Here is a 20,773-nt window from a genome sequence, read left to right as displayed (position 1 = left end):
TGCCGTGCCGAAACCACTCGCGGGCGTCGCCGAGCACCAGGCCCGCGTGGCCGGGCTCGTCGGGATCATGCCGGTCCTGGTCCTGCCCATCGCCGACTGCCTCGGCCTGGTGCTCGCCGAGGACCTGATCGCGCCCATCCCGCTGCCGCCGTTCGACAACTCCGCCATGGATGGATACGCGGTGCGGGCCCGCGACGTCGCGGAGGCGCCCGTCACACTGCCGGTCGCGCAGGACATCCCGGCGGGGATGACCGAGGTCGCGCCGCTGGAGGCGGGGACCGCGCACCGGATCATGACCGGCGCACCGATGCCCGCGGGCGCGGACGCGGTGATCCAGGTCGAGCACACCGACGGCGGCACCGAGCGGGTGCTGCTGCGCACGGCGGTCCCGGCGGGCACGCACGTCCGCCGGGCCGCGGACGACGTGGCCGTCGGCGCGCTGGTGCTCAGGGCGGGTCGCGTGCTCGGGCCGGCGCAGCTCGCGCTGGCGGGCGCGCTGGGCTTCGGCGGGCTGCCCGTGCGCAGGCGGCCGAAGGTGCTGGTGCTGTCCACCGGCTCCGAACTGGTCGGGCCGGGCGAGCCGCTGCTGCCGGGGCAGATCTACGAGTCGAACGGCCTGATGCTCGCCACCGGCGTGCGCGAGGCGGGCGGCGAGGCCGAGCTGCTGCGGTTCGTGCCCGACGACGTGGCCGCGTTCCACGCCGCCATCGAGCCGCACCTCGCCGACGTCGACCTGGTGCTGACCTCCGGTGGTGTGAGCGCCGGGGCGTACGAGGTGGTCAAGGACGCCTTCACCGGTCGGGGCGTGGAGTTCCTGAAGGTCGCCATGCAGCCCGGCGGACCGCAGGGCGCGGGCCGGTACCAGGGCGTGGCCGTCGTGGCGCTGCCCGGCAACCCGGTGAGCGCGCAGGTGTCGTTCGAGGTGTTCGTGCGGCCCGCGCTGCTCGCGTCGATGGGGTTCGCCGTGGTCGGACGGCGCACCGCGCGGGCCAGGATCAGCACCTCCACCACTTCCCCGGCGGGCCGCACCCAGTACCGGCGGGGCGCCTACGACGCCGAGTCCGGCGAGGTCGTCACGCCGGTCGGCGGGCCCGGATCGCACCTGCTGTCCGCGCTGGCGATCGCGAACTGCCTCATCGAGGTCCCCGAGGACGTCACCGAACTCGCCGCCGGGGACCTGGTGACCATCCGGTACCTGGAGTAGCTACGCTCCCTGCGCCCGGCGACCGTGGGGGGAGCCGGATCCACGTCCTCGGGGGGACTCCCATGCGTGTCGCGCTGGCCTTGTCCGTGCTGTTCGGGTTCTTCATCGTCCTGCTCGGCCTCATCGGGGGTCTGGTCTGGCTGGTGGTCCACGCCTTCGCCAGCGGTCACGGCGGCGCGGCGGCGGTGAAGCTCGGTTTCGTGGCCGCGGTGCTGGCGCTGGCGATCGGCAGGGCCGTGCTCGTGGCCGTCCGGATCAAGCAGGAGCCCACCGGGGTGCCGCTGACCCGCGAGGCGCAGCCGGAGCTGTGGCGGGTCGTGGACGAGCTGGCGGCCGTCGCGGGCACCCGCGCGCCGGACGACATCCGGCTGGTCCCCGAGGTGAACGCCGCCGTGTGGGAGCGGACCTCGCTGCTCGGCCTGCGCGCGGGCGAGCGCCACCTGATGATCGGCATGCCGCTGCTGGCGGGCCTGTCCGTCGGTGAGCTGCGGTCGGTGCTCGCGCACGAGCTCGGCCACTACGGCGGCGGCCACACGAAGCTGTCCGCGCTCACCTACCGGGCCAAGAACGCGCTCCAGCTGACCGTCGCCAACCTCAGCGGCGTCCTCGGCTGGCTCTTCGGCCACTACGCGCGCCTGTACGCCGCCGTCGCCGCGTCGGCCAACCGCGAGCAGGAGCTGCACGCCGACGAGGCGTCCGTCGCCGCCGCGGGCCGCGCCACCGCGCAGTCCGCGCTGCGCAAGCTCGGCCCGCTGTCCGTGGCGTGGTCGCACTTCGAGCGGGAGTTCCTCGCGCTGGTGCCCGACGCCGAGCGCACCCCGCCCGTCCTCGCGGGCTTCCGCACGTTCCTCGGTGACGTCCGGGTCGGCGAGCAGCTGGGCGAGATCGGCTTCCGGCTGCTCGACGAGGAGCCGAAGTCGGTGTTCGACAGCCACCCGCCGATCCGCGAGCGGGTCGCCGCGATGGAGGCGATGGACGCCGCCGGGGCGGCCGCCGACGACCGGCCGTCGTGGGTGCTGCTGGCCGGGGTGCCCGAGCTGGAGCGGGGGCTGGTCCGCGACTTCGGGCCCGCCGCCGACTGGTCCGAGGTCGTCGCCCGCGGGCACGCGGTGCGCGTCGAGCGGATGGCCAGGATGCTGGCGGACGCCGCGCGCGCCGGCGGCTCCGCCGAGCACGGCACCCCCGACGAGGTGCTGCGGGCGCTGGGCCGGGGTGAGCTGCTGCGGATCGGCGAGCCGCTGATCGCCGCGGGCGCGCCCGCCAAGCAGCTCGTCGACGCCGTCACCCAGCTGCTGGGCGGCGCGGTCGTGGCCGAGCTCCTGCGCGCGGGCCGGGCGTCGTTCGCCCTCGACTGGACCGGCGCCCCGAAGGTCGTGCTCGCCGACGGCACCGAACTGGACCCGGACGAGCTGGTCCGGCCCGCCGTCGCCGACTCCCGCCGGGCCGAAGGGGTGCGCCTGCGCGTTTCCTCCCTTTGTGACCGAACGCTCATCGACTGACATTGATCACGCATGTGACCCGGATTACAGTGCACGTACGTGACGCGCGGCCCCTTGGGCTCGCCAAAACCGCGGCCGTCACCCTCCAGCAGGCCGTCTGGTCGGTCCGCGCGTTCAGTCGGGGGACGCGCGGGCCGGCCGGACGACCGCTTCGGGCGCTTGGCGTAGCGTGTGGCCGGCCCTAGCACCGCCCGACCACGGAAGAGCAACGGATTCCCAACGAAATGAACTCCGACCGCGATCAGCACAGTGGTGGCGTTTCCCACTTCATCGAACTCGCACGGGGCATCGTGCCCCCCATGCACCCCGCAGGCCGCCCGTTCGTCGCGGGAGCGGCGGTGGCAAGTTTCCTGTTGAGGCGGTTCTCCAAGCGCGCGGGCGTGCTCGGTTTCCTCGTCACCGCCTGGGTGGCCTGGTTCTTCCGCGAGCCCAAGCGGGTGCTGCCGACCCGGCCGAACGTCGCGGTCGCGCCCGCCGACGGCACGGTGTCGCACGTCGTCGAGGTCGCCCCGCCCGCGGAGCTGGGCCTCGGCACCGACCCGATGATCCGGATCAGCGTGTTCCTGTCCGTCTTCGACGTGCACGTCCAGCGCGTCCCGGCCGCCGGTGAGGTCCGCAAGGTCTCCTACCACGCGGGCAAGTTCCTCTCCGCGGACCTGGACAAGGCCAGCGAGGTCAACGAGCGCAACACCGTGCAGCTGCGCACCACCTCGGGCCACGACCTCGTCGTGGTGCAGATCGCGGGCCTGGTGGCCCGCCGCATCGTGTGCCAGGTCGTCGAGGGCGAGAAGGTCGACGCGGGCCAGACGTACGGCCTGATCAGGTTCGGGTCGCGCGTGGACCTCTACGTGCCGCGCGGCAGCCGACCGCTCGTCGAGGCGGGCATGCGCACCATCGGCGGCGAGACCGTGCTCGCCGAGCTACCGGAGGGCTGATCCTTGGCACCCAGCACGCCGGGCATCCGGCTGCTACCCAACGCCATCACGGTCCTCGCCATGAGCGCGGGACTGTCGGCGGTGCAGTTCGCGATAGTCGACATGTGGGCGGCGGCGATCGGCGCGATCGCCGCGGCCGCCCTGCTCGACGGCTTGGACGGCCGGATCGCGCGGATGCTGGACGCCACCAGCAAGATGGGGGCGGAGCTGGACTCGCTGGCCGACGCCATCTCGTTCGGCGTCGCGCCCGCGCTGGTGATCTACGTGTGGCGCTTCGAACCCAACCGCGGCGGCTGGGTCGTCGCGCTGGTGTTCGCGGTGTGCATGGTGCTGCGGCTGGCCAGGTTCAACACCCTGCTGGACGTCGAGCAACCCCCGTACGCCAAGGAGTTCTTCGTCGGCGTTCCCGCTCCCGCGGGCGGCCTGCTGCTCCTGCTGCCGCTCATCGTGCAGGAGCAGATCGGCCACGACGGCTGGTGGTCGAACGTCTACCTGGTGGCGGTGTGGACGGTCGCGATCGCCCTGCTGCTGGTCAGCAGGATCCCGACGCTGTCGGTGAAGACGATCAAGGTGCCGCCGCGCGCGGTGGCGCCGCTGCTGGTGCTGGTGGCCCTGCTCGGGGCCGCGATCATCACGTACCCGCTGATCGCGCTGATCATCGCGATGGTCGTCTACATCGGTCACCTGCCGTACTCGGTGCGGCGCTACCGCTGGCTCGCCAAGCACCCCGAGGCGTGGGAGGTCCCCGCCGCGGACCGCAGGGCGATACGGCGCGCCCACGGCGTGGCGACCCGTCGCCTCGGCCTGCGCCAGCCGTTGCGAGGCCGGGTCGCGGGCGCCGCGCTCCGGGTGGCCAGGCTGCCCCGGCGCAACGGCGTCAACCCGGCCGAGTTCGGTGCGGCCGCCGGCGTGCGGCGGCGCAACTGGCGCCGCTTGGGCCTGCGCCGCGGCCAACCGCCGAAGGACTAGCACGGAGACGCCGAAAGGGGCCCTCCGATCCGGGAGGGCCCCTTTCGGCGTCTCCGGGCACCGGCGGCCGCCATCCCCACCGGGCGTTTCCAGGCAGGCCCGCTCCCCGTGGACGGCGGAACTCCCGGCGAGGTCGGTGGTCACCGCACTAGGCTCGTGCCGTGATCACGCTGACCGCTCGGCTGACCCCGTCCGCGTTGGACACCCGTCGCGGTGTCGTGCGCCTGCACCCGGAGGTGCTCGACGCGCTCGGGCTGCGCGCGTGGGACGCGGTGAAGCTGACCGGCGCGCGGGTGAGCGCGGCGCTGGCCGCCGCGGGCGACAGCGCCGCACCTCCCGGCGTGGTGCTGGTCGACGACGTGACGCTGTCGAACCTCGGCGTCGTGGAGGGCTCCGAGATCGTCGTGGCACCCGTCGACGTGGCGGGCGCGCGGTCGGTGACCGTGTCCGGTTCACGGCTGGCCACGACCTCGCTCACGCCCGAGACGCTGCGGCTCGCGCTGACCGGCAAGGTGCTCACCGTCGGCGACGCCGTGTCGCTGCTGCCGCAGGACCTCGCGCCGCCGCCCGGCGCGGACGTCAGCGCCACCCGCCGGAAGCTGTCGAACGCGATCGGCATGACGTGGACGAACGAGCTGCTCACCATCACCGCCACCGACCCGACCGGCCCCGTGGCCGTGCAGCCGTCCAGTGTGGTCGGCTGGCGCGACGGCGCCCGCACCGGTGACGCCCGCCCGGTTCCCGCGGGGGCCCTGGTCCACACCGCCGCCGTCGCCACCCGCGACGTCTCCCCCTCGTTCGTGCCCGCCGTCGAGCACGCGGTCGTGCCGCCGGTCGCGGACCTCGTCGGCCAGCGCGACTGCGCGAAGCGGCTCACCGAGTGGCTCGACCTGACGTTCCTGCGCCCCGACCTGCTGGCGAAGCTCGGCGCCTCCGCCAGGCTCGCGGCGCTGGTCGCCGGACCCGAGGGCGTCGGGAAGGCGACCCTCGTGCGGTCCGTGGCGCAGAGCGTGAACGCCGACGTCGTGGAACTGGCCGCGCCGAGCATCGCCGTGCTGGAGGCGAACGCGACCGCTCAGCGGCTGTCGGACGCCGTGGCCGCGGCGTCCTCGGGCGAACGCCCGTCCGTGCTGCTGCTGACCGACGTGGACGTGCTGCTGCCCGCCACCTCACCGCCCCCGGTCGCCACCGTCGTGCTCGACATCCTACGCTCCGCCGTCCGCACCAAGGGCCTCGCGCTCGTCGTGACCAGCGCGCACCCCGAGTCCATCGACCCCCGGCTGCGCGTACCGGAGTTGGTCGACCGCGAACTGACCCTCGCCCTGCCCGACGGCCGCGCCCGCACCGAACTGCTGCGCATGCTGCTCCGCGACGTGCCCGTGGAGTCCGATGTGGACCTGGGCGCGATCGCCGACCGCACCCCCGGTTTCGTCGTCGCCGACCTGGTCGCACTCCGCCGCGACGCCGCCGTCCGCTCCGCGTTGCGCCAACGCGACCAGGACGAACCGCGTGTCGCGCAACAGGACCTGCTCGGCGCCCTGGACACCGTCCGCCCGGTTTCCATGTCCACTTCGGACACGTTGCAGACCGGCGGCCTCACCCTGGACGACGTCGGCGACATGACCGAGGTCAAGCAGGCCCTCACCGAAGCCGCGCTCTGGCCGCTGCGCTACCCCGACTCCTTCGCCCGATTGGGCGTCGCCCCACCCCGCGGCCTCCTGCTCTACGGCCCACCCGGCTGCGGCAAGACGTTCCTGATCAGGGCACTCGCGGGCACGGGCCAGCTCAACGTGCTGTCGGTCAAGGGCGCGGAACTGATGGACAAGTTCGTCGGCGAATCGGAACGAGCCGTCCGCGAACTCTTCCGCCGCGCCGCCGAAGCCGCACCAGCCATGATCTTCCTCGACGAGGTCGACGCCCTCGCCCCCCGCCGCGGCCAGTCTTCGGACTCCGGCGTGGCGGACCGCGTGGTCGCCGCCCTGCTGACCGAACTCGACGGCGTCGAACCCCTCCGCGATGTCATCGTCCTCGGCGCCACCAACCGCCCGGAACTGGTCGACCCAGCCCTGCTCCGCCCCGGCCGCCTGGAACGCCTCGTCTACGTCCCACCACCGGACAGCGAGGCCCGCGGCGCAATCCTCCGCGCCTCCTCCCGCAACACCCCCCTGGCCACCGACGTGGACCTGGACGAACTGGCGGAAACACTCGACGGCTACTCAGCAGCCGACTGCGCGGCCCTCATCCGCGAAGCCGCCCTGACCGCAATGCGCGAGTCCCTGGAAGCAGCCGTGGTCACCGCAGCCCACCTGACCAGCGCCCGCAAAGCAGTACGCCCCTCACTGGACCCAGCACAACTGGCCACCCTGGCCGCCTACGCCGACTCCCGCAAATAACAGCCCAACCCCACTGTCCACGCGGAACAAGGACCACCTCACACCCCACACCCATCGGCGCAGCCGCCCACCCGCACCCGGCGCGGAGCGCCCACCTGCCCTGTCCGACGCGCAGCGAGGATGCCCCTCAGGCGCAGCCTGATTGCCCTACCGACGCGCAGCGAGGTGCCCTAAATCGGCACAGCCGACACAAGCGAAGCCAGACCTCCCCCTGCCCCCGATACACAGCGCCCTCCTGCCACACCCCTGTTTGTCAAGGCATCTTTCCCGCCTTGACAAACAGGGGTGTGGCATTGAGACAATCGCGCACCGGGGGCCGGGCTACGCCAGGGCGACCACAACAAACCGGAACCGACTCCAGCCCCACCCAACGCACCCAGGAACCAGACCCCCCAAGCAGGCCACCCCCAGCCCACCCCTACTTCACGTTCTGCATCCCCTTGTAATCGTTCGTCACGATCACGATGATCCCGTCGTGCGCGCCCTGGATCCCCTCGAACCGCGCCTCGACCCTGGCCTGGATCACACTCGCCAGCGCCTTCGCCGACTCCTCTTCAGCCGTCCCCGGCCGGTAGTACACGGTCGTCGTCGGGATCTGCCCCTGCGAGTAGTTCCCGGTCTCGGCAACGTTCCACCCGGACCGCTTCACGTCCTCAGTGGCCGTCGCGGCCAACCCGGAGATCGTGCTGTTGTTGTAAACCCGCACCGGCGGCTTCTCACCCACCGGCTGCCCAGCAGGCGTCCCGGGCGGCGTCGCCTCCCCAGCAGGAGGCTGCACCCCGGTAGACGTCCCACCCGGCGCAGCCGAAGTAGTGGTCACCGCGGTCGACGAACCAGCAGCCGCCGACGTCGAAACCGGCACCGACTCCGACACCGACGACGACACCGACGACGGAACCGAGGACTCACCCGCAGAAGGCGCACTGCTAGAAGGCTGCTCCGACGGACCTGCCGCCACGTCATCACCACCACCCGTGAACAGCGTCGCGACACCGATCACCAGCGCGACCAGCGCGACGCCGATCAGCGCGAAACCGGCCGCGCGGGCGGGGTGCGAAGAACTGGGGGATTCCGGAGAACTCATCGCTGCTCGACACCATTCGGCTCGAAACCGAAGCGGCGCGCCGAACGTGCGCGCAGCCGGACCGTTCGGAGTTTGCGGAGGCGTTTCACGAGCATCGGGTCGGCCGCGATGGCCTCCTCCTTGTCGATCAGACCGTTGAGCAGCTGGTAGTACCGGGTGGCCGACATGTCGAACAGCTCTTTCACCGCTTGTTCCTTGGCACCCGCGTACTTCCACCACTGGCGTTCGAAGGCGAGGATCTCGCGTTCCCTGCCGTTCAAACCGTCGTCCGGCTCCTCTGCCGGCGCCAGTGCCCCTGCGGCGTCCATCTGGCTCCTCGCCTCACGGTCCGGAGCACCTGCGGACGCAAGCTGCCCATCCCGTGTGATTCCCAATGGCCAATTACATCACGTGATCGTGATCGGGGTCGCTTCATCAGTCGGCGCGTCCGCGTGGACACGCCGATAAGCTCTCCGACCATGGCTGTTCACCTCATCCGGATCGCCGGTGACCCGGTGCTGCACAACCCGACGAAGCCGGTGGAGGTCTTCGACGACGACTTGCGGACCCTCATCGCGGACATGTACGAGACGATGGCGGCCGCGCACGGCGTGGGTCTGGCGGCCAACCAGATCGGTGTGGCCCAGCGGTTGTTCGTCTACGACTGCCCCGACGACCAGGGCGTCCGGCACCGCGGCGTCGTCGTGAACCCGGTCCTGGAGACCTCCGACGTCCCGCAGGGCATGCCCGATCCCGACGACGACTACGAGGGCTGCCTCTCCGCGCCCGGCGAGACGTTCCCGACGGGGCGCGCCCAGTGGGCGAAGGTCACCGGCCAGGACGGCGACGGCGAGCCGCTCGCGGTCGAGGGCACCGGTTTCTTCGCCCGCTGCCTCCAGCACGAGACCGACCACCTCGACGGCTACCTGTACCTGGACCGCCTGGTCGGCAGGTACAAGCGCGAGGCGAAGCGCATGATCCGCGCCAACGAATGGGGCGTCCCCGGCCTGTCCTGGGACCCGGCCACCTCCGAGGACCCGTTCGCCGACGAGGACGAGGACTGACCCGCTCTCCACATATCGAAGCGAGGACGCATTGAGGAAGATCATCGTGTCGGTGTCGGTATCCCTCGACGGGTACGTCGAGGGACCGAACCGGGAGATCGACTGGCACCTGGTCGACGACGAGCTGCACAACCACCTCAACGAGCAGCTCGGCGGCATGAGCGGCTTCCTGAGCGGACGCGTCACGCACGAGCTGATGGCCTCCTACTGGCCGACCGCCGACGCGGCGTCCTCGTCCGACCGCCGCGGGTCCGAGTTCTGGCCCGAGAACCTGGACAAGCCGGCCGCCAGTGCCGAGCCCGTCCAGGAGTTCTGGCCGGAGGGCGGCGCCGTCAGCCGCGGCCCGGCCATCAGCAAGCCGGTCGCGGAGTTCGCCCGCATCTGGCGCGACATGCCGAAGATCGTCTACTCCAAGACCCTCCAGCACGCCGACTGGAACACCACCATCGTCCGCGACGTCGTCGTCGAGGACGTCCTGGCCCTCAAGGCGAAGCCCGGCGGCGACCTGGCGCTGAGCGGCGCCGACCTGATCGCCGAGTTCCGCAGGCACGACCTCGTCGACGGCTACCACGTCTACGTCCACCCGATCCTGATCGGCGCGGGCAAGCCCCTCTTCAGCCCGACCGACGACCGCGCGGGCCTCCGCCACGTCGGAACCAGGACGTTCGGCAACGGCGTCGTCCTGCTCAGCTACGAACGCGACAGCGCTTCCTGATCGCACTCCCCCAGCGGTCCCCGGCCTCCCAGGTCGGGGGCCGCTGTCGTGTCGGAGCCTAGGCATTCGACACGACTAGACATGTCTAGCGATGTACGAAATGCTAGACAGACACGCAGGCCCACGGAGGAACGATGCCCGAAGAGAACACCGAGACCGTGAACCCCGAGCTGCTCACCGCGGTCACCGCGCTGGCCGACGCGGAACGGGACATGGCCGAACGGCTCGAGGCGCTGAACGAGGCCAGGGCCGCCCGTCTCACCGCGCACGCCCAGCGCGACGCCCTGATCCACGCCGAGCTGGACCGCAACGTCCGCGTCGTCGAGCTGTGCAAGATCACCGGCCTGACCCGCGCCCGGATCTACCAGATCCGCGAGAACAAGCCCCAGGCCTGACCGCGGCGGCTGATCACGCCTCGGTCGGCACCTGGTCGTCCTCGGCCCTGCGGGGCGGCGGCGGGTGGTCGAGGCGGACCTGGTGATCGCCGCGGTGGGACTCGTCGCGCCGCCAGTACAGCTCCGGGAGCCCCGTGAGCTGGACGTGGGTCGCGCACGCGGCGAGTTCCTCGTAGTGCCCCGCGAGCACGTGGGCGCGGACGCGCTGCACCTGCCCGGTGGTGGCCAGCTCGCCGACCAGCAGGAACGGGATCAGCAGGCGCCACGTCGAGGCGACGACGGAGCGGTGGCGGTGCGGGGCGCGCAGGACCGCGCGGGCCACGCGCAGGGCGTGGTCCTCGGGCGTGATGACGTGGGGGGTGCCCGAGTGGTCCCAGGACCACCGGGTGGCCTCGGCCATGGAGCAGCGGACGCAGTCGAGCGGGCCGGTCGCCGGTTCGGACGCGCAGTGCGAGCAGCGGACCAGGGTCATGGCCCAGTCGGTGCACGTCCACGAGAAGCGGCCGATCTCGTCGTCGTCCAGGACCAGCTCGGCCAGCTCGCGTTCGCCGGAACCGCCCTCGCTGAGCTGCTCGGCGGCGAGCAGCGCCTGCCAGTCCCGCAACCACGCCTGGTCGACCAGCTCGGCGCAGAACCGGCACTCCGGGTAGCCGCGTCCGGCCAGGTCGCCGCAAGAAGGGCACGCCGAAACAGCCGCGGGTCGTTCACCACGCCGAGCACCGGCTGGGAACGGCTGGTGATCAGCCACGCGAGAAAGGTACGCCGAAAACGCGCTCGGCGCGCCGGTCTGGAGCCGATCAGTTCTAGCCGGCCGCACCGAAGCATGGTTATGGTCGGCCAGGACAACTGAAAACGCGGGAGCTCGCGCCTGAAGCGGGCTGAGAGGGTGGTTGTGCCGAAGGGCACGGTGCCGCCGACCGCTCGAACCTGACCGGGTAATGCCGGCGTAGGGAGGAAATGTCATGACGGCACTTGACGACCGCTCTGTCCGACCGTCAGTCACCACCGGCCCGATCTCGGGCTCCCGCAAGGTCTACCGCGACGCCGGTGAAGGCGTGCGGGTGCCCTTCCGCAGGGTGGAACTGACCAACGGCGAGCACGTCGACCTGTACGACACATCCGGTCCGTACACGGACTCGAACGCGACCATCGACGTCCACAGTGGACTTGGCGAGCTGCGCGCCGACTGGCTCGCCGCCCGCGAACCCGTGGACGGCGCGGTGACCCAACTGGCCTACGCGAAGGCCGGGGTGATCACGCCGGAGATGCGGTACGTCGCGGTCCGGGAGGGCATGAACCCCGAGTTCGTCCGCTCCGAGGTGGCCATCGGGCGTGCGGTCATCCCGCTCAACCGGAACCACCCCGAGGCCGAGCCGATGATCATCGGCAAGAAGTTCCTGGTCAAGATCAACGCGAACATCGGCAACTCCGCCGTGTCGTCGTCGATCGAGGACGAGGTCGACAAGATGGTGTGGGCCACCCGCTGGGGCGGCGACACGATCATGGACCTGTCCACCGGCAGGCGGATCCACGAGACGCGCGAGTGGATCCTGCGCAACTCACCGGTGCCGGTCGGCACCGTGCCCATCTACCAGGCGCTGGAGAAGGTCGACAGCGATCCGGCGAAGCTGTCGTGGGAGCTGTACCGCGACACGGTGGTCGAGCAGGCCGAGCAGGGCGTCGACTACATGACGGTGCACGCGGGCGTGCTGCTGCGGTACGTGCCGATGACGGCCAAGCGCGTGACGGGCATCGTGTCGCGCGGCGGGTCGATCATGGCGGCGTGGTGCCTCGCGCACCACAAGGAGAGCTTCCTCTACACGCACTTCGAGGAGCTGTGCGAGATCCTGCGCACCTACGACGTCACGTTCTCGCTGGGTGACGGCCTGCGGCCCGGCTCCATCGCCGACGCCAACGACGAGGCCCAGTTCGCCGAACTGCGCACGCTCGGCGAGCTGACGCACGTCGCCCGCGCGCACGACGTGCAGGTGATGATCGAGGGCCCCGGCCACGTGCCGATGCACAAGATCGCGGAGAACGTCCGGCTGGAGGAGGAGTGGTGCGGCGAGGCGCCGTTCTACACCCTCGGCCCGCTGGCCACCGACATCGCGCCCGCGTACGACCACATCACGTCCGCGATCGGCGCGGCGCAGATCGGCTGGCTGGGCACGGCGATGCTCTGCTACGTCACGCCGAAGGAGCACCTGGGCCTGCCGAACCGGGACGACGTGAAGACCGGCGTGATCACCTACAAGATCGCGGCGCACTCCGCCGACCTGGCCAAGGGGCATCCCGGCGTGCAGGACTGGGACGACGCGCTGTCGAAAGCGCGGTTCGAGTTCCGGTGGGAGGACCAGTTCAACCTGTCGCTGGACCCGGACACGGCGCGCTCGTTCCACGACGAGACGCTGCCTGCGGCGCCGGCGAAGACGGCGCACTTCTGCTCGATGTGCGGGCCGAAGTTCTGCTCGATGAAGATCACCCAGGACGTGCGCCGGTACGCCGAGGAGCACGGTCTGTCCACTGTGGAGGCGATCGAGGCGGGGATGGACGAGAAGTCGGCGGAGTTCGGGGACAGCGGGAACAGGGTTTACCTGCCGGTGGTGGAGAATTCCTGAGGTGAACACAACTCCTCCGCGGGTGCTCACCATCGCCGGGTCGGATTCCGGTGGTGGTGCGGGGCTCCAGGCTGATCTGCGCACGTTGTTCGCGTGCGGGGTGCACGGGATGACGGCTGTTACGGCTGTGACGGTGCAGAACTCGTTGGGTGTGACGGGGTTCGTGGAGATGGCGCCGGAGGTGGTGGCGGCGCAGATCGTTTCCGTGGCCACGGACATCGGGGTGGGGGCCGCGAAGACCGGGATGTTGGCGAGTGCCGGGATCATCGAGGCGGTGGCTTCGGCTTGCGATGAGGTGGGGATCGGGCGGTCGGGGGTCACGCCGTTCGTGGTGGATCCGGTGGCGGCTTCGATGCACGGGGATCAGTTGTTGACCGATCAGGCGTTGGAGGCCGTGAAGGGGTTGTTGTTCCCGCGGGCTTCGCTGGTGACGCCGAATCTGGACGAAGTGCGGTTGTTGACGGGGATTTCGGTGGTGGATCGGAAGCAGCAGCGGGAGGCGGCTCGGGTCCTGTTCGACATGGGGCCGGAGTGGGTGCTGGTCAAGGGTGGGCACATGTGGGCGGATCCGGAGTGCCTGGACCTGTTGTTCGACGGGGTGGAGTTCGTGGAGCTGCCGGGGCCCAGGTACGACACGAAGCACACGCACGGGAGTGGGGACACGTTGGCTTCGGCTATCAGTTCGAGGTTGGCGAGGGGGGAGGGAATGGTTGAGGCGGTGGAGTTCGGGAAGGAGTTCGTGGTGAGGTCGGTGAGGGCGGGGTATCCGTTGGGGGCGGGGGTTGGGCCGGTTTCGCCGTTGTGGAGGTTGGGGTTGGGGCGGGTTTGATGGGGGTCACCGTGGCGTGGCTCGGCCCGCGGTTTGGTGGGGCCCACCACGCGTAACCCGGCCCCCGGTGCGCGATTGTCTCAATGCCACACCACTGTTTGTCAAGGCAGGAAAGATGCCTTGACAAACAGTGGTGTGGCAGGAGGGCGCTGTGTATCGGGGGGCAGGGGGAGGTCTGGCTCCGCTTGTGTTGGTTGTGCCGGTTCAGGGCACCTCGCTGCGCGTCGGTAGGGCAATCAGGCTGCGCCTGACGGGGCATCCTCGCTGCGCGTCGGACAGGGCAGGTGGGCGCTCCGCGCCGGATGCGGGTGGGCGGCTGCGCCGAGGGGGCGTCGGGCTGTGCCTGACTTGTTCCTCGCTCCGCGACGGACCGAGCACCTCGCTGCGCGTCGGCAGGGCATCCTGGGCTGCGCCTTCGGACGAGGCGTCCGAACGTGCTGGGCGGGCTTGGTCTGCTTGCTAGTCGGCGATGATTTCCTCTAGGGCGGCTAGGGCTGCGATGAGGGCGGACTGGTGTTCCGGGGAGAGCAGGTCCATGCGGCGGCGTAGTTCCTGCATTCTGGCGGAGCGGACGCCGGAGACCATTTCCTCGCCCTCCGGGGTGGGGGTGGCCAGCCAGGCGCGGCCGTCTTGCGGGTCTGGTTCGCGGCGGACGTAGCCGGCCTCGACCAGGGCGGCGACGATGCGGGAGAGGGTGGGTGGGGCGACACCCTCCTTCTGCGCCAGGTCGCCCAGGCGCATGGGGCCGCAGCGGGTGAGGGTGGCCAGGGCGGATACGGCGCCTGGACCGAGGCCAGGGGAGCCGGTGCGGCGGAGCAGTCTGGAGAACCTGCCCATGGCGAGGAAGAGGCGTGCGGTGGCGTCTTCGACCTCGTCGGCCATCGGGGCCGTCACGGCATGTCCTCCTCGGAGCGGCGTTGGTGGGGTGTTCGCCCTCCATCATGCCGTCTCCGAGGACGTGCTCAGAGGTCGGTGTCCGGAGCGGGGCTCGAAGCTTGGGCCCAGAAGCGCTGGGGGATGCGGCCCGCGAGCCTGGCCAGTCTGCCGCCCTCGACGCCTGCGCGCATCGCCGCGGCCATGCGTTCGGGATCTTGAGCGCGGGTGACGGCGGTGGCGAGGAGCACTGCGGAGCAGCCCAGTTCCATGGCCAGGGCGGCGTCGGAAGCGGTGCCGACGCCCGCGTCGAGGATCACCGGCACGGCGGCGCGGGACACGATGAGTTCGATGTTGTGCGGGTTGCGGATGCCCAAGCCGGTGCCGATCGGTGAGCCCAGCGGCATCACGGTGGCGCAGCCAACGTCTTCGAGGCGTTGGGCGAGCACGGGGTCGTCGTTGGTGTAGGGCAGGACGACGAAGCCGTCGTCCACCAGGGTTTCGGCGGCGGCGAGCAGTTCGAACGGGTCGGGCAGGAGGGTCTTCTCGTCGGCGACGACCTCCAGCTTGACCCAGTTCGTGCCGAGGGCTTCCCGTGCCAGTCTGGCCGTCAGCACGGCCTCGGCGGCGCCGCGGCAGCCCGCGGTGTTGGGCAGCGTCTCGATCCCCAGGCGCCGCAACAGGTCCAGCACGCCGGTGCCGCCGCCGACGTCCATCCGGCGCATGGCCACGGTGGTCAACTCGGTGCCGGAGGCGACCAGGGCGCGTTCCAGCACCGAGAGGTTCGCCGCGCCGCCGGTCCCCATGACGAGCCGGGAGCCGAACTCGCGGCCCGCGATGATCAGCGGATCGTCCACGTCAGCCTCCCTGCACCGCGGTGAGCACTTCGACGGTGCCGCCGTCGGGCACGGTCGTCCGCTGCCACTCGGCGCGCGGCACGACCTCGCCGTCGACGGCGACCGCGACACCGGAATCGGGAGCGCCGAGCAGGGCGAGCACCGCCGCGACGGTCGTGCCGTCGGGCAGGTCGCGCAGTTCGCCGTTGACCCGTGCCTTCACCTGGTTCCTCCTCCACGCAGCAGGGCGAGCACCTTCTCGGCGGTGATCGGGGCCAGCAGCAGGCCGTTGCGGTGGTGGCCGGTCGCGGCCAGCACACCGGGTTCCAGCCAGTCGATGACGGGCATGTTGTCCGGGCTGCCCGAGCGGAAGCCCGCGGCCGACTCGACCAGTCCGCACTCGGCGATGCCGGGCAGCACGACCTCCGCGTCGCGCAGCAGGTCGCGCACACCGCCCACGGTCACGGCCTCGTCGAACCCGCTCTCGTACTGGGTGGCGCCCACCACCAGCCCGTCGTCCGTGGGCACCAGGTAGACCGGGCGGCCCTCCACGTGCGCGCGGATCGTCCGCGTCGGCGGCGGCAGGGCCCCGCGCCGAGCGGCCAGCCGCAGGATCTCGCCCTTCACCGGGCGGATCACCGGCTCCAGAGCGGGGTGCAGCCCGCCGCTCCACGCGCCCGCCGCGATGACGACCACATCGGCGTCCACAGTGGACGGTGTCGCCCGACGTGGCTCGAACCGGACGTCGTTGGCCGCGCACGCCCCGCGCAGGGCCGACAGCAGCCTGCGGTTGTCCACGGCCAGGTCACCCGGCACGGACAGGCCGCCGCGCACCCGCGGTCCGAGGCCGGGTTCCAGTGCGCGCAGCTCGCGGCCGGTCAGCCGGTCGGCCTCGCGGCCGAGCCCGCGCAGGTGCCCGGCGAGCTGGTCGAGCACACCCATGTCGGCGGAATCCAGTGCCACGGCGAGGGTCCCCTCGGTGCGCAGCCCCACGTCGCCCAGTTCACCGGCGAACGCGGGCCACAGCGCCAACGAGCGGGAACCCAGGTCGAGCAGCTCCTCCTCGCCGGGCCACGACTCGGTGACCGGGGCGAGCATCCCGCCAGCCACCCACGACCCCGCGGTGCGGGCGCCGTCGTCGAAAACCGTGACGGCACAACCACTCGCGGCGACCCGCCAGGCGACGGACAGCCCGATGACACCGCCGCCGAGGACGGTTACGCGTTGGACCAAGGCACTCACGCTCCCTGCGCCGGCATGACCCGGATCAGGTTCGACGGTCGGAGCGAACCACGCTCCCTCTCAGCCCGGTGTTCTCCGGGCTCCCGTGCGGACCACCTCCACCGTAGCGCAAGAATCGTTGCCGCGGTTAACGTCCTGGGCGTGCCAGGACTCGACGGAACCCGGATCAGGCAGCGGCTCGCGACCGCTCGGCTCTACCTCTGCACGGACGCGCGCGCCGAACGCGGTGATCTCGCCGCCTTCGCCGACGCGGCGCTCGCCGGGGGCGTGGACGTCGTGCAGCTGCGCGACAAGGGGCTGGAGGCCAAGCAGGAGATCGCCGCGCTGGAGGTGCTCGCCGAGGCGTGCGCGCGGCACGGCGCCCTGCTGGCGGTGAACGACCGCGCGGACGTGGCCGCCGCCGTCGACGCGGACGTGCTGCACCTCGGCCAGGACGACCTGCCGGTCCCCCTCGCCCGACGCCTGCTCGGCGACGACGTGGCCATCGGCCGCTCCACGCACGACGTCCCGCAGATGCGCGCCGCCGCCGAGGAACCCGGCGTCGACTACTTCTGCACCGGCCCGTGCTGGCCCACCCCCACCAAACCCGGCCGCCCCGCCCCCGGCCTCTCCCTCGTCCGCGCCGCCGCAGGCCGCCCCGAACCGCTCGCGGGCACCCAGATCCGCAAGAGCGCCGGGATCCCCTGGTTCGCCATCGGCGGCATCGACCTGTCCAACCTCGACGTCGTGCTCGGCGCCGGAGCGACCCGGATCGTCGTCGTGCGCGCCATCACAGCCGCCGAAGACCCGAAAGCTGCCGCCCAAGCGCTGCGCTCCCAGCTTAGTTGAAAGTTGAACTAAACCGCGTACGCTGAACCACGTGATGCCTGTCCTGTACCTCAGCCACGGCGCTCCCCCGCTGGCCGACGACAAGCGGTGGACCGAGGAGCTGGCCTCCTGGTCCGCGAACCTGCCCCGCCCGAAGTCGATCCTGATGATCTCCGCGCACTGGGAGGAGTCGCCGCTCACCCTCGGCGCCACCCGCACCGTGCCGCTCACCTACGACTTCGGCGGCTTCCCCCAGCGCTACTACGAGGTCGAGTACAGGGCACCGGGCGCACCCGAACTCGCCGACGACGTCCGCAAACTCATCAGCGACACCGACCGCGTCGAACAGGAGGACCGCGGCCTCGACCACGGCGCCTACGTGCCGCTGAAGGAGATGTTCCCCGCCGCCGACATCCCGGTCCTCCAGATGTCCATGCCAAGCCTCGACCCAAGGCAGCTGTTCGACCTCGGCCGCCGACTCGCACCACTGCGCGACCAGGACATGCTCATCGTCGGCAGCGGCTTCATGACCCACAACCTGCGCGGCATCAACATGTCCCTGGGCACCACCGCCACACCACCCACCTGGTCCTCGGAATTCGACGACTGGGCCTCCCGGACGCTGGCAGCGGGCGACGTGGACTCCATGCTCGACTTCCAACGCAAAGCACCCGCAGCAGGCATCGCCCACCCACGCACGGAGCACTTCGCCCCGCTGTTCGTGTCACTGGGCGCCAGCCTCGACCAAAGCGCACCAAGAACAGCAGTGGACGGCTTCTGGTACGGCCTGTCCAAACGATCAGTGCAGTTCGGCTGAAAGCCCAAACGCGAAAACGCCCCCTCCCCGGCGCAGGGTGCCGGAGAGGGGGCGTTCCACATGTCGGTGTCGAACGGGCAGGGAGACTGCTCGACACCGGACGTCGGGACTAACCCCTGGTGAGGGTCAGGCCGTAGGCCGACAGGATCTCGCCGACCGGCTGGAAGTAGGTCGTGCCGCCGGAGGTGCAGTTGCCCGAACCACCCGAGGTCACGCCCTGTGCCTGGCTGTAGTTGGTGCCCGCGACCCACGAGCCGCCCGAGTCACCCGGCTCCGCGCAGACGTTGGTCCTGGTCAGACCGGAAACCGAGCCCTGCGAGTAGTTCACGGTCGCGTTCTTCTGCTGCACCGTGCCGCAGTGCCAGCCGGTGGTCGAACCGGAACGGCAGATCGCCGCGCCGACCGCCGCCGAGGTGGAACCGGTGATGGTGACGTTGGTGCCGTTGTAGCGGTTCACCCACGGACGCGAGGTCCAGTTGGCGTTCGTCGCGACCCAGGAGTAGTCGTTGCCGGGGAAGGACGAACCGCGGAACGTGCCCTGGGCGACCCGGTTGAAGCCGGTGGTGGCGTTGCCCACGGAGCCGCAGTGGCCCGCGGACACGAAGCCGCCGGTGACCGCGAAGCCGATCGAGCAGCGTGAACCGCCGATGTAGTACGCGTCGCCGCCGCGGGTGTCGTAGAGCGTCGTGGGCGTCTCGGTCGTCACCGCGACGGTGACGGCGGGGCTGAGGCTCCTGGCGGACGCGATGAAGGCCTCGGTGGCCGCGTCGCGCTTGTTGCTGTTGACCTCGACGACGACGGTGTTGGCCGTCTCGTCGACGCGCCAGCTGGTGACCGACGCCGGTGCCGACATGGAGTCGAGCGTCGCCTTGGTGCCCGCGAGCTGCTGCTGCGAGAACCGGACCACCCGGACGTCCGCGCCGAGGGCGCGGGCCGTGTCGGACTTGGCGGCGTCGGTGGTGCCGACGGTGAGCTTGCCGGAGGCCGAGTCGATCCAGGCGCCCGCGAACTTGTCGCCCAGTGCCGCCTTGACCTTGCTCTCGACCTGTTCGGACTTCTCGTCGTTGGCCAGTCGGATGCGCGCCTGGTCGGCGTTCAGGCCGAGGTCGCGTTGGGCCGCTTGGAGCAACTCGGGCGAGTAGCTCTCCGTATCGGCCTGAGTTGGCACGTTCACCGCAGCGGGGCCGGCAATCGCCGGTACGCTGAGAGCAATCGCCGCGCCGGCCGCCAGCAGGGCAGCTCCGGTAAGGCGGGCCGCACTCGTGCGGATCATTGACGTCTCCCTCATCTTCGGGTGCAGGGAACCCAGGAGTGGTTGCAGGGACCGCTCTTGGGGGCTCTAGGGGGACGGGTGGTGGGGCGGCGGCAGGGGTCGCCCCACCCTCCTCCTACTTGTCCGTCCCGCTGTTGGTGCCGATCCCGAGCCGGGTGGAAGTCGAGTTTCGACCCTCGTAAGCCTCGGAGTCGTGCGTTCGCCTGGGGTCTTCACGGTTCGCACAGCCCTCCTTCCGGGTCTTCTACTGACCGGTATTCACCCGATCGAGCGACGTTATAGGCCTGTGACCTGTGACAGTCGAAGCCATCTGAGGGCGAAGTGTGTCACAGCTCACGACCAAACGACTCCGGTGTGTAGCCGTTGACTGTTAACTCTCACTCGGAGTAGTTAAACGATCACCGGATCGAGCAAATTGCCAATTGGCCCGTCCGGCGTGATCCGATCTTTCACAGACCCGACGAGGGCTCCGCGGCGGTCGGCGCGGGCGTTTGCGAACCCGGCTGCGCGGGCGTCGACGACGTCCCGGTCGATGGCGCCGCGGACGTGCTCGGCGCGGTCGGTTCGGTTGTCGTGGTCGGCGCGCTCGCCGATGTGCCCGACGGCGGGGCCGAGGAGGTTCCCGTCGGCGCGGTCGACGTGGCGGGCGCGTCCGAAGTGGACGGCGCCGGAGCCTGCTCCCGGCGTTCGGTCGGCTTGCCCACGACCGCCCCCAGCGTCGTACCCTCGGAACCGCCCGAGAGCGGCTCGCCGCGCACCCACTCGACACCCGTGACGGCCAGCATCCCGAGCACGAAAATCAGCACCGCGCCCGCCGCGATCCGTGGCCAGCGCCGGGTTTCCGCCGTTTTGCCCCGTTCGTCCATTTCGGTCTTGACCGTGTTCTCCGCCACTTCCGCGGAGCTGGTACCAGGGGTCTTCGCCCCCTCGACGGGGCGGACCACCCAGGCCCTGTCGCCGACCTTGCGCACCGATTCGCGGGTGCGCTCGATCGAGCGCTGGTACAGCGTTCCGCCGATCGTGCTCACGACGCTCGCGACGGCGGCGCCGGAGATCGTTCCCGCGACGTTCAACTTCGATCCGAGGAAGGCCGCGGTCACCGCGGCCAACGCTCCCGCGGCGATCTGCGCGGGCTTGAGGTCCAGTCCGGTCTTCTTCTCGTTCTCCTCGCTCATGATCCTCAACTGGTAGCCGGTTTCCTGCTCGTCCAAGAGGTGGACGGGTCGGCCGCCGTGTCGGTT

The 20,773-nt window shown here is 70.9% G+C and carries 21 protein-coding genes and 2 riboswitches; of the genes, 12 read left to right on the top strand and 9 right to left on the bottom strand.

Going from position 1 to position 20,773, the window contains the following annotated elements; genetic code table 11:
• Positions 1-4: 4 nt before the first annotated feature.
• The 5 genes from glp to RM788_RS27545 all read left to right on the top strand — a co-directional run bounded on the left by glp (position 5) and on the right by RM788_RS27545 (position 7,000).
• The gene (gene glp, locus RM788_RS27565) at positions 5-1,204 is read left to right on the top strand and encodes a molybdopterin molybdotransferase MoeA (protein WP_315920367.1); all 1,200 of its coding nucleotides are present in this window, start codon (positions 5-7) and stop codon (positions 1,202-1,204) included.
• A 62-nt stretch (positions 1,205-1,266) separates the two neighbouring features.
• Entirely contained in the window at positions 1,267-2,703 is a 1,437-nt protein-coding gene (locus RM788_RS27560; RefSeq protein ID WP_315920366.1) for a M48 family metallopeptidase, read from the top strand.
• A 224-nt stretch (positions 2,704-2,927) separates the two neighbouring features.
• Positions 2,928-3,638 (top strand): phosphatidylserine decarboxylase, encoded by a 711-nt coding sequence (locus RM788_RS27555; RefSeq protein ID WP_315920364.1) that lies wholly within the window; start codon positions 2,928-2,930, stop codon positions 3,636-3,638.
• A 3-nt stretch (positions 3,639-3,641) separates the two neighbouring features.
• Positions 3,642-4,607 (top strand): CDP-diacylglycerol--serine O-phosphatidyltransferase, encoded by a 966-nt coding sequence (gene pssA / locus RM788_RS27550; protein ID WP_315920362.1) that lies wholly within the window; start codon positions 3,642-3,644, stop codon positions 4,605-4,607.
• Positions 4,608-4,768: 161 nt separating this feature from the next.
• Complete coding sequence (locus RM788_RS27545) at positions 4,769-7,000, top strand: AAA family ATPase (protein WP_315920360.1); 2,232 nt, start codon at positions 4,769-4,771, stop codon at positions 6,998-7,000.
• Positions 7,001-7,418: 418 nt separating this feature from the next.
• On the opposite strand, the gene RM788_RS27540 is transcribed toward RM788_RS27545, so the two are convergent.
• Both RM788_RS27540 and RM788_RS27535 read right to left on the bottom strand, forming a co-directional pair.
• The gene (locus RM788_RS27540) at positions 7,419-8,084 is read right to left on the bottom strand and encodes a LytR C-terminal domain-containing protein (RefSeq protein WP_315920358.1); all 666 of its coding nucleotides are present in this window, start codon (positions 8,082-8,084) and stop codon (positions 7,419-7,421) included.
• A complete protein-coding gene (locus RM788_RS27535; RefSeq protein ID WP_315920356.1) occupies positions 8,081-8,392 on the bottom strand; it encodes a DUF3263 domain-containing protein in 312 nt (103 codons plus the stop codon). The genes RM788_RS27540 and RM788_RS27535 overlap by 4 nt, the downstream gene beginning before the upstream one ends.
• 150 nt (positions 8,393-8,542) lie before the next feature.
• Between RM788_RS27535 and RM788_RS27530 the strand changes: the two genes are divergently transcribed.
• The 3 genes from RM788_RS27530 to RM788_RS27520 all read left to right on the top strand — a co-directional run bounded on the left by RM788_RS27530 (position 8,543) and on the right by RM788_RS27520 (position 10,237).
• Complete coding sequence (locus RM788_RS27530) at positions 8,543-9,127, top strand: peptide deformylase (RefSeq protein WP_315920355.1); 585 nt, start codon at positions 8,543-8,545, stop codon at positions 9,125-9,127.
• A 46-nt stretch (positions 9,128-9,173) separates the two neighbouring features.
• Entirely contained in the window at positions 9,174-9,842 is a 669-nt protein-coding gene (locus RM788_RS27525; RefSeq protein ID WP_315920353.1) for a dihydrofolate reductase family protein, read from the top strand.
• A gap of 134 nt (positions 9,843-9,976) precedes the next feature.
• On the top strand, positions 9,977-10,237 hold the full coding sequence (locus RM788_RS27520) for a hypothetical protein (RefSeq protein WP_315920351.1): 261 nt from the start codon (positions 9,977-9,979) through the stop codon (positions 10,235-10,237).
• A 13-nt stretch (positions 10,238-10,250) separates the two neighbouring features.
• Here RM788_RS27520 and RM788_RS27515 read toward each other — a convergent pair whose 3' ends face one another.
• On the bottom strand, positions 10,251-10,985 hold the full coding sequence (locus RM788_RS27515) for a hypothetical protein (RefSeq protein ID WP_315920349.1): 735 nt from the start codon (positions 10,983-10,985) through the stop codon (positions 10,251-10,253).
• A gap of 96 nt (positions 10,986-11,081) precedes the next feature.
• Positions 11,082-11,208: riboswitch (TPP riboswitch) on the top strand.
• Between RM788_RS27515 and thiC the strand changes: the two genes are divergently transcribed.
• Together thiC and thiD are read left to right on the top strand one after the other, a co-directional pair.
• Positions 11,200-12,855, top strand: coding sequence for a phosphomethylpyrimidine synthase ThiC (gene thiC, locus RM788_RS27510; protein ID WP_315920347.1), 1,656 nt, complete (start codon positions 11,200-11,202; stop codon positions 12,853-12,855). (Overlaps the previous riboswitch by 9 nt.)
• Position 12,856: 1 nt before the next feature.
• Complete coding sequence (gene thiD / locus RM788_RS27505; RefSeq protein ID WP_315920345.1) at positions 12,857-13,684, top strand: bifunctional hydroxymethylpyrimidine kinase/phosphomethylpyrimidine kinase; 828 nt, start codon at positions 12,857-12,859, stop codon at positions 13,682-13,684.
• Between the two features lie 459 nt (positions 13,685-14,143).
• Here the strand turns inward: thiD and RM788_RS27500 are convergent, their stop codons facing one another.
• From RM788_RS27500 to thiO, 4 genes are all read right to left on the bottom strand, one after another.
• On the bottom strand, positions 14,144-14,566 hold the full coding sequence (locus RM788_RS27500) for a MarR family winged helix-turn-helix transcriptional regulator (protein ID WP_315934779.1): 423 nt from the start codon (positions 14,564-14,566) through the stop codon (positions 14,144-14,146).
• An 80-nt stretch (positions 14,567-14,646) separates the two neighbouring features.
• Positions 14,647-15,414 (bottom strand): thiazole synthase, encoded by a 768-nt coding sequence (locus RM788_RS27495; protein WP_315920343.1) that lies wholly within the window; start codon positions 15,412-15,414, stop codon positions 14,647-14,649.
• Between the two features lies 1 nt (position 15,415).
• Positions 15,416-15,616 carry a sulfur carrier protein ThiS gene (gene thiS, locus RM788_RS27490; RefSeq protein WP_315920341.1) on the bottom strand — a complete coding sequence of 67 codons (201 nt, stop codon included), beginning with the start codon at positions 15,614-15,616 and terminating at the stop codon, positions 15,416-15,418.
• Positions 15,613-16,635: a glycine oxidase ThiO gene (gene thiO / locus RM788_RS27485; RefSeq protein WP_399340228.1), complete on the bottom strand. Its 1,023-nt coding sequence runs from the start codon at positions 16,633-16,635 to the stop codon at positions 15,613-15,615. Before thiO ends, thiS begins: the two co-directional genes overlap by 4 nt.
• A riboswitch (TPP riboswitch) is annotated at positions 16,621-16,732 on the bottom strand. (Overlaps the previous gene by 15 nt.)
• A 44-nt stretch (positions 16,733-16,776) precedes the next feature.
• On the opposite strand from thiO, the gene thiE reads away from it, so the two are divergent.
• The gene (gene thiE / locus RM788_RS27480; protein ID WP_315920337.1) at positions 16,777-17,463 is read left to right on the top strand and encodes a thiamine phosphate synthase; all 687 of its coding nucleotides are present in this window, start codon (positions 16,777-16,779) and stop codon (positions 17,461-17,463) included.
• Between the two features lie 34 nt (positions 17,464-17,497).
• Entirely contained in the window at positions 17,498-18,259 is a 762-nt protein-coding gene (locus RM788_RS27475) for a dioxygenase family protein (RefSeq protein WP_315934778.1), read from the top strand.
• 109 nt (positions 18,260-18,368) lie between these two features.
• Here the strand turns inward: RM788_RS27475 and RM788_RS27470 are convergent, their stop codons facing one another.
• Together RM788_RS27470 and RM788_RS27465 are read right to left on the bottom strand one after the other, a co-directional pair.
• Entirely contained in the window at positions 18,369-19,433 is a 1,065-nt protein-coding gene (locus RM788_RS27470; RefSeq protein WP_315920335.1) for a S1 family peptidase, read from the bottom strand.
• 548 nt (positions 19,434-19,981) lie between these two features.
• Positions 19,982-20,743, bottom strand: a complete 762-nt coding sequence (locus RM788_RS27465; RefSeq protein WP_315920333.1) for a hypothetical protein — start codon at positions 20,741-20,743, stop codon at positions 19,982-19,984.
• Positions 20,744-20,773 lie beyond the last annotated feature (30 nt).

Origin of the sequence: Umezawaea sp. Da 62-37 (genome assembly GCF_032460545.1) — a bacterium.
GTDB lineage: Bacteria > Actinomycetota > Actinomycetes > Mycobacteriales > Pseudonocardiaceae > Umezawaea.
Note: the sequence above shows the minus strand (reverse complement) of the source record. Positions and strands in the feature narration are given on the sequence as shown.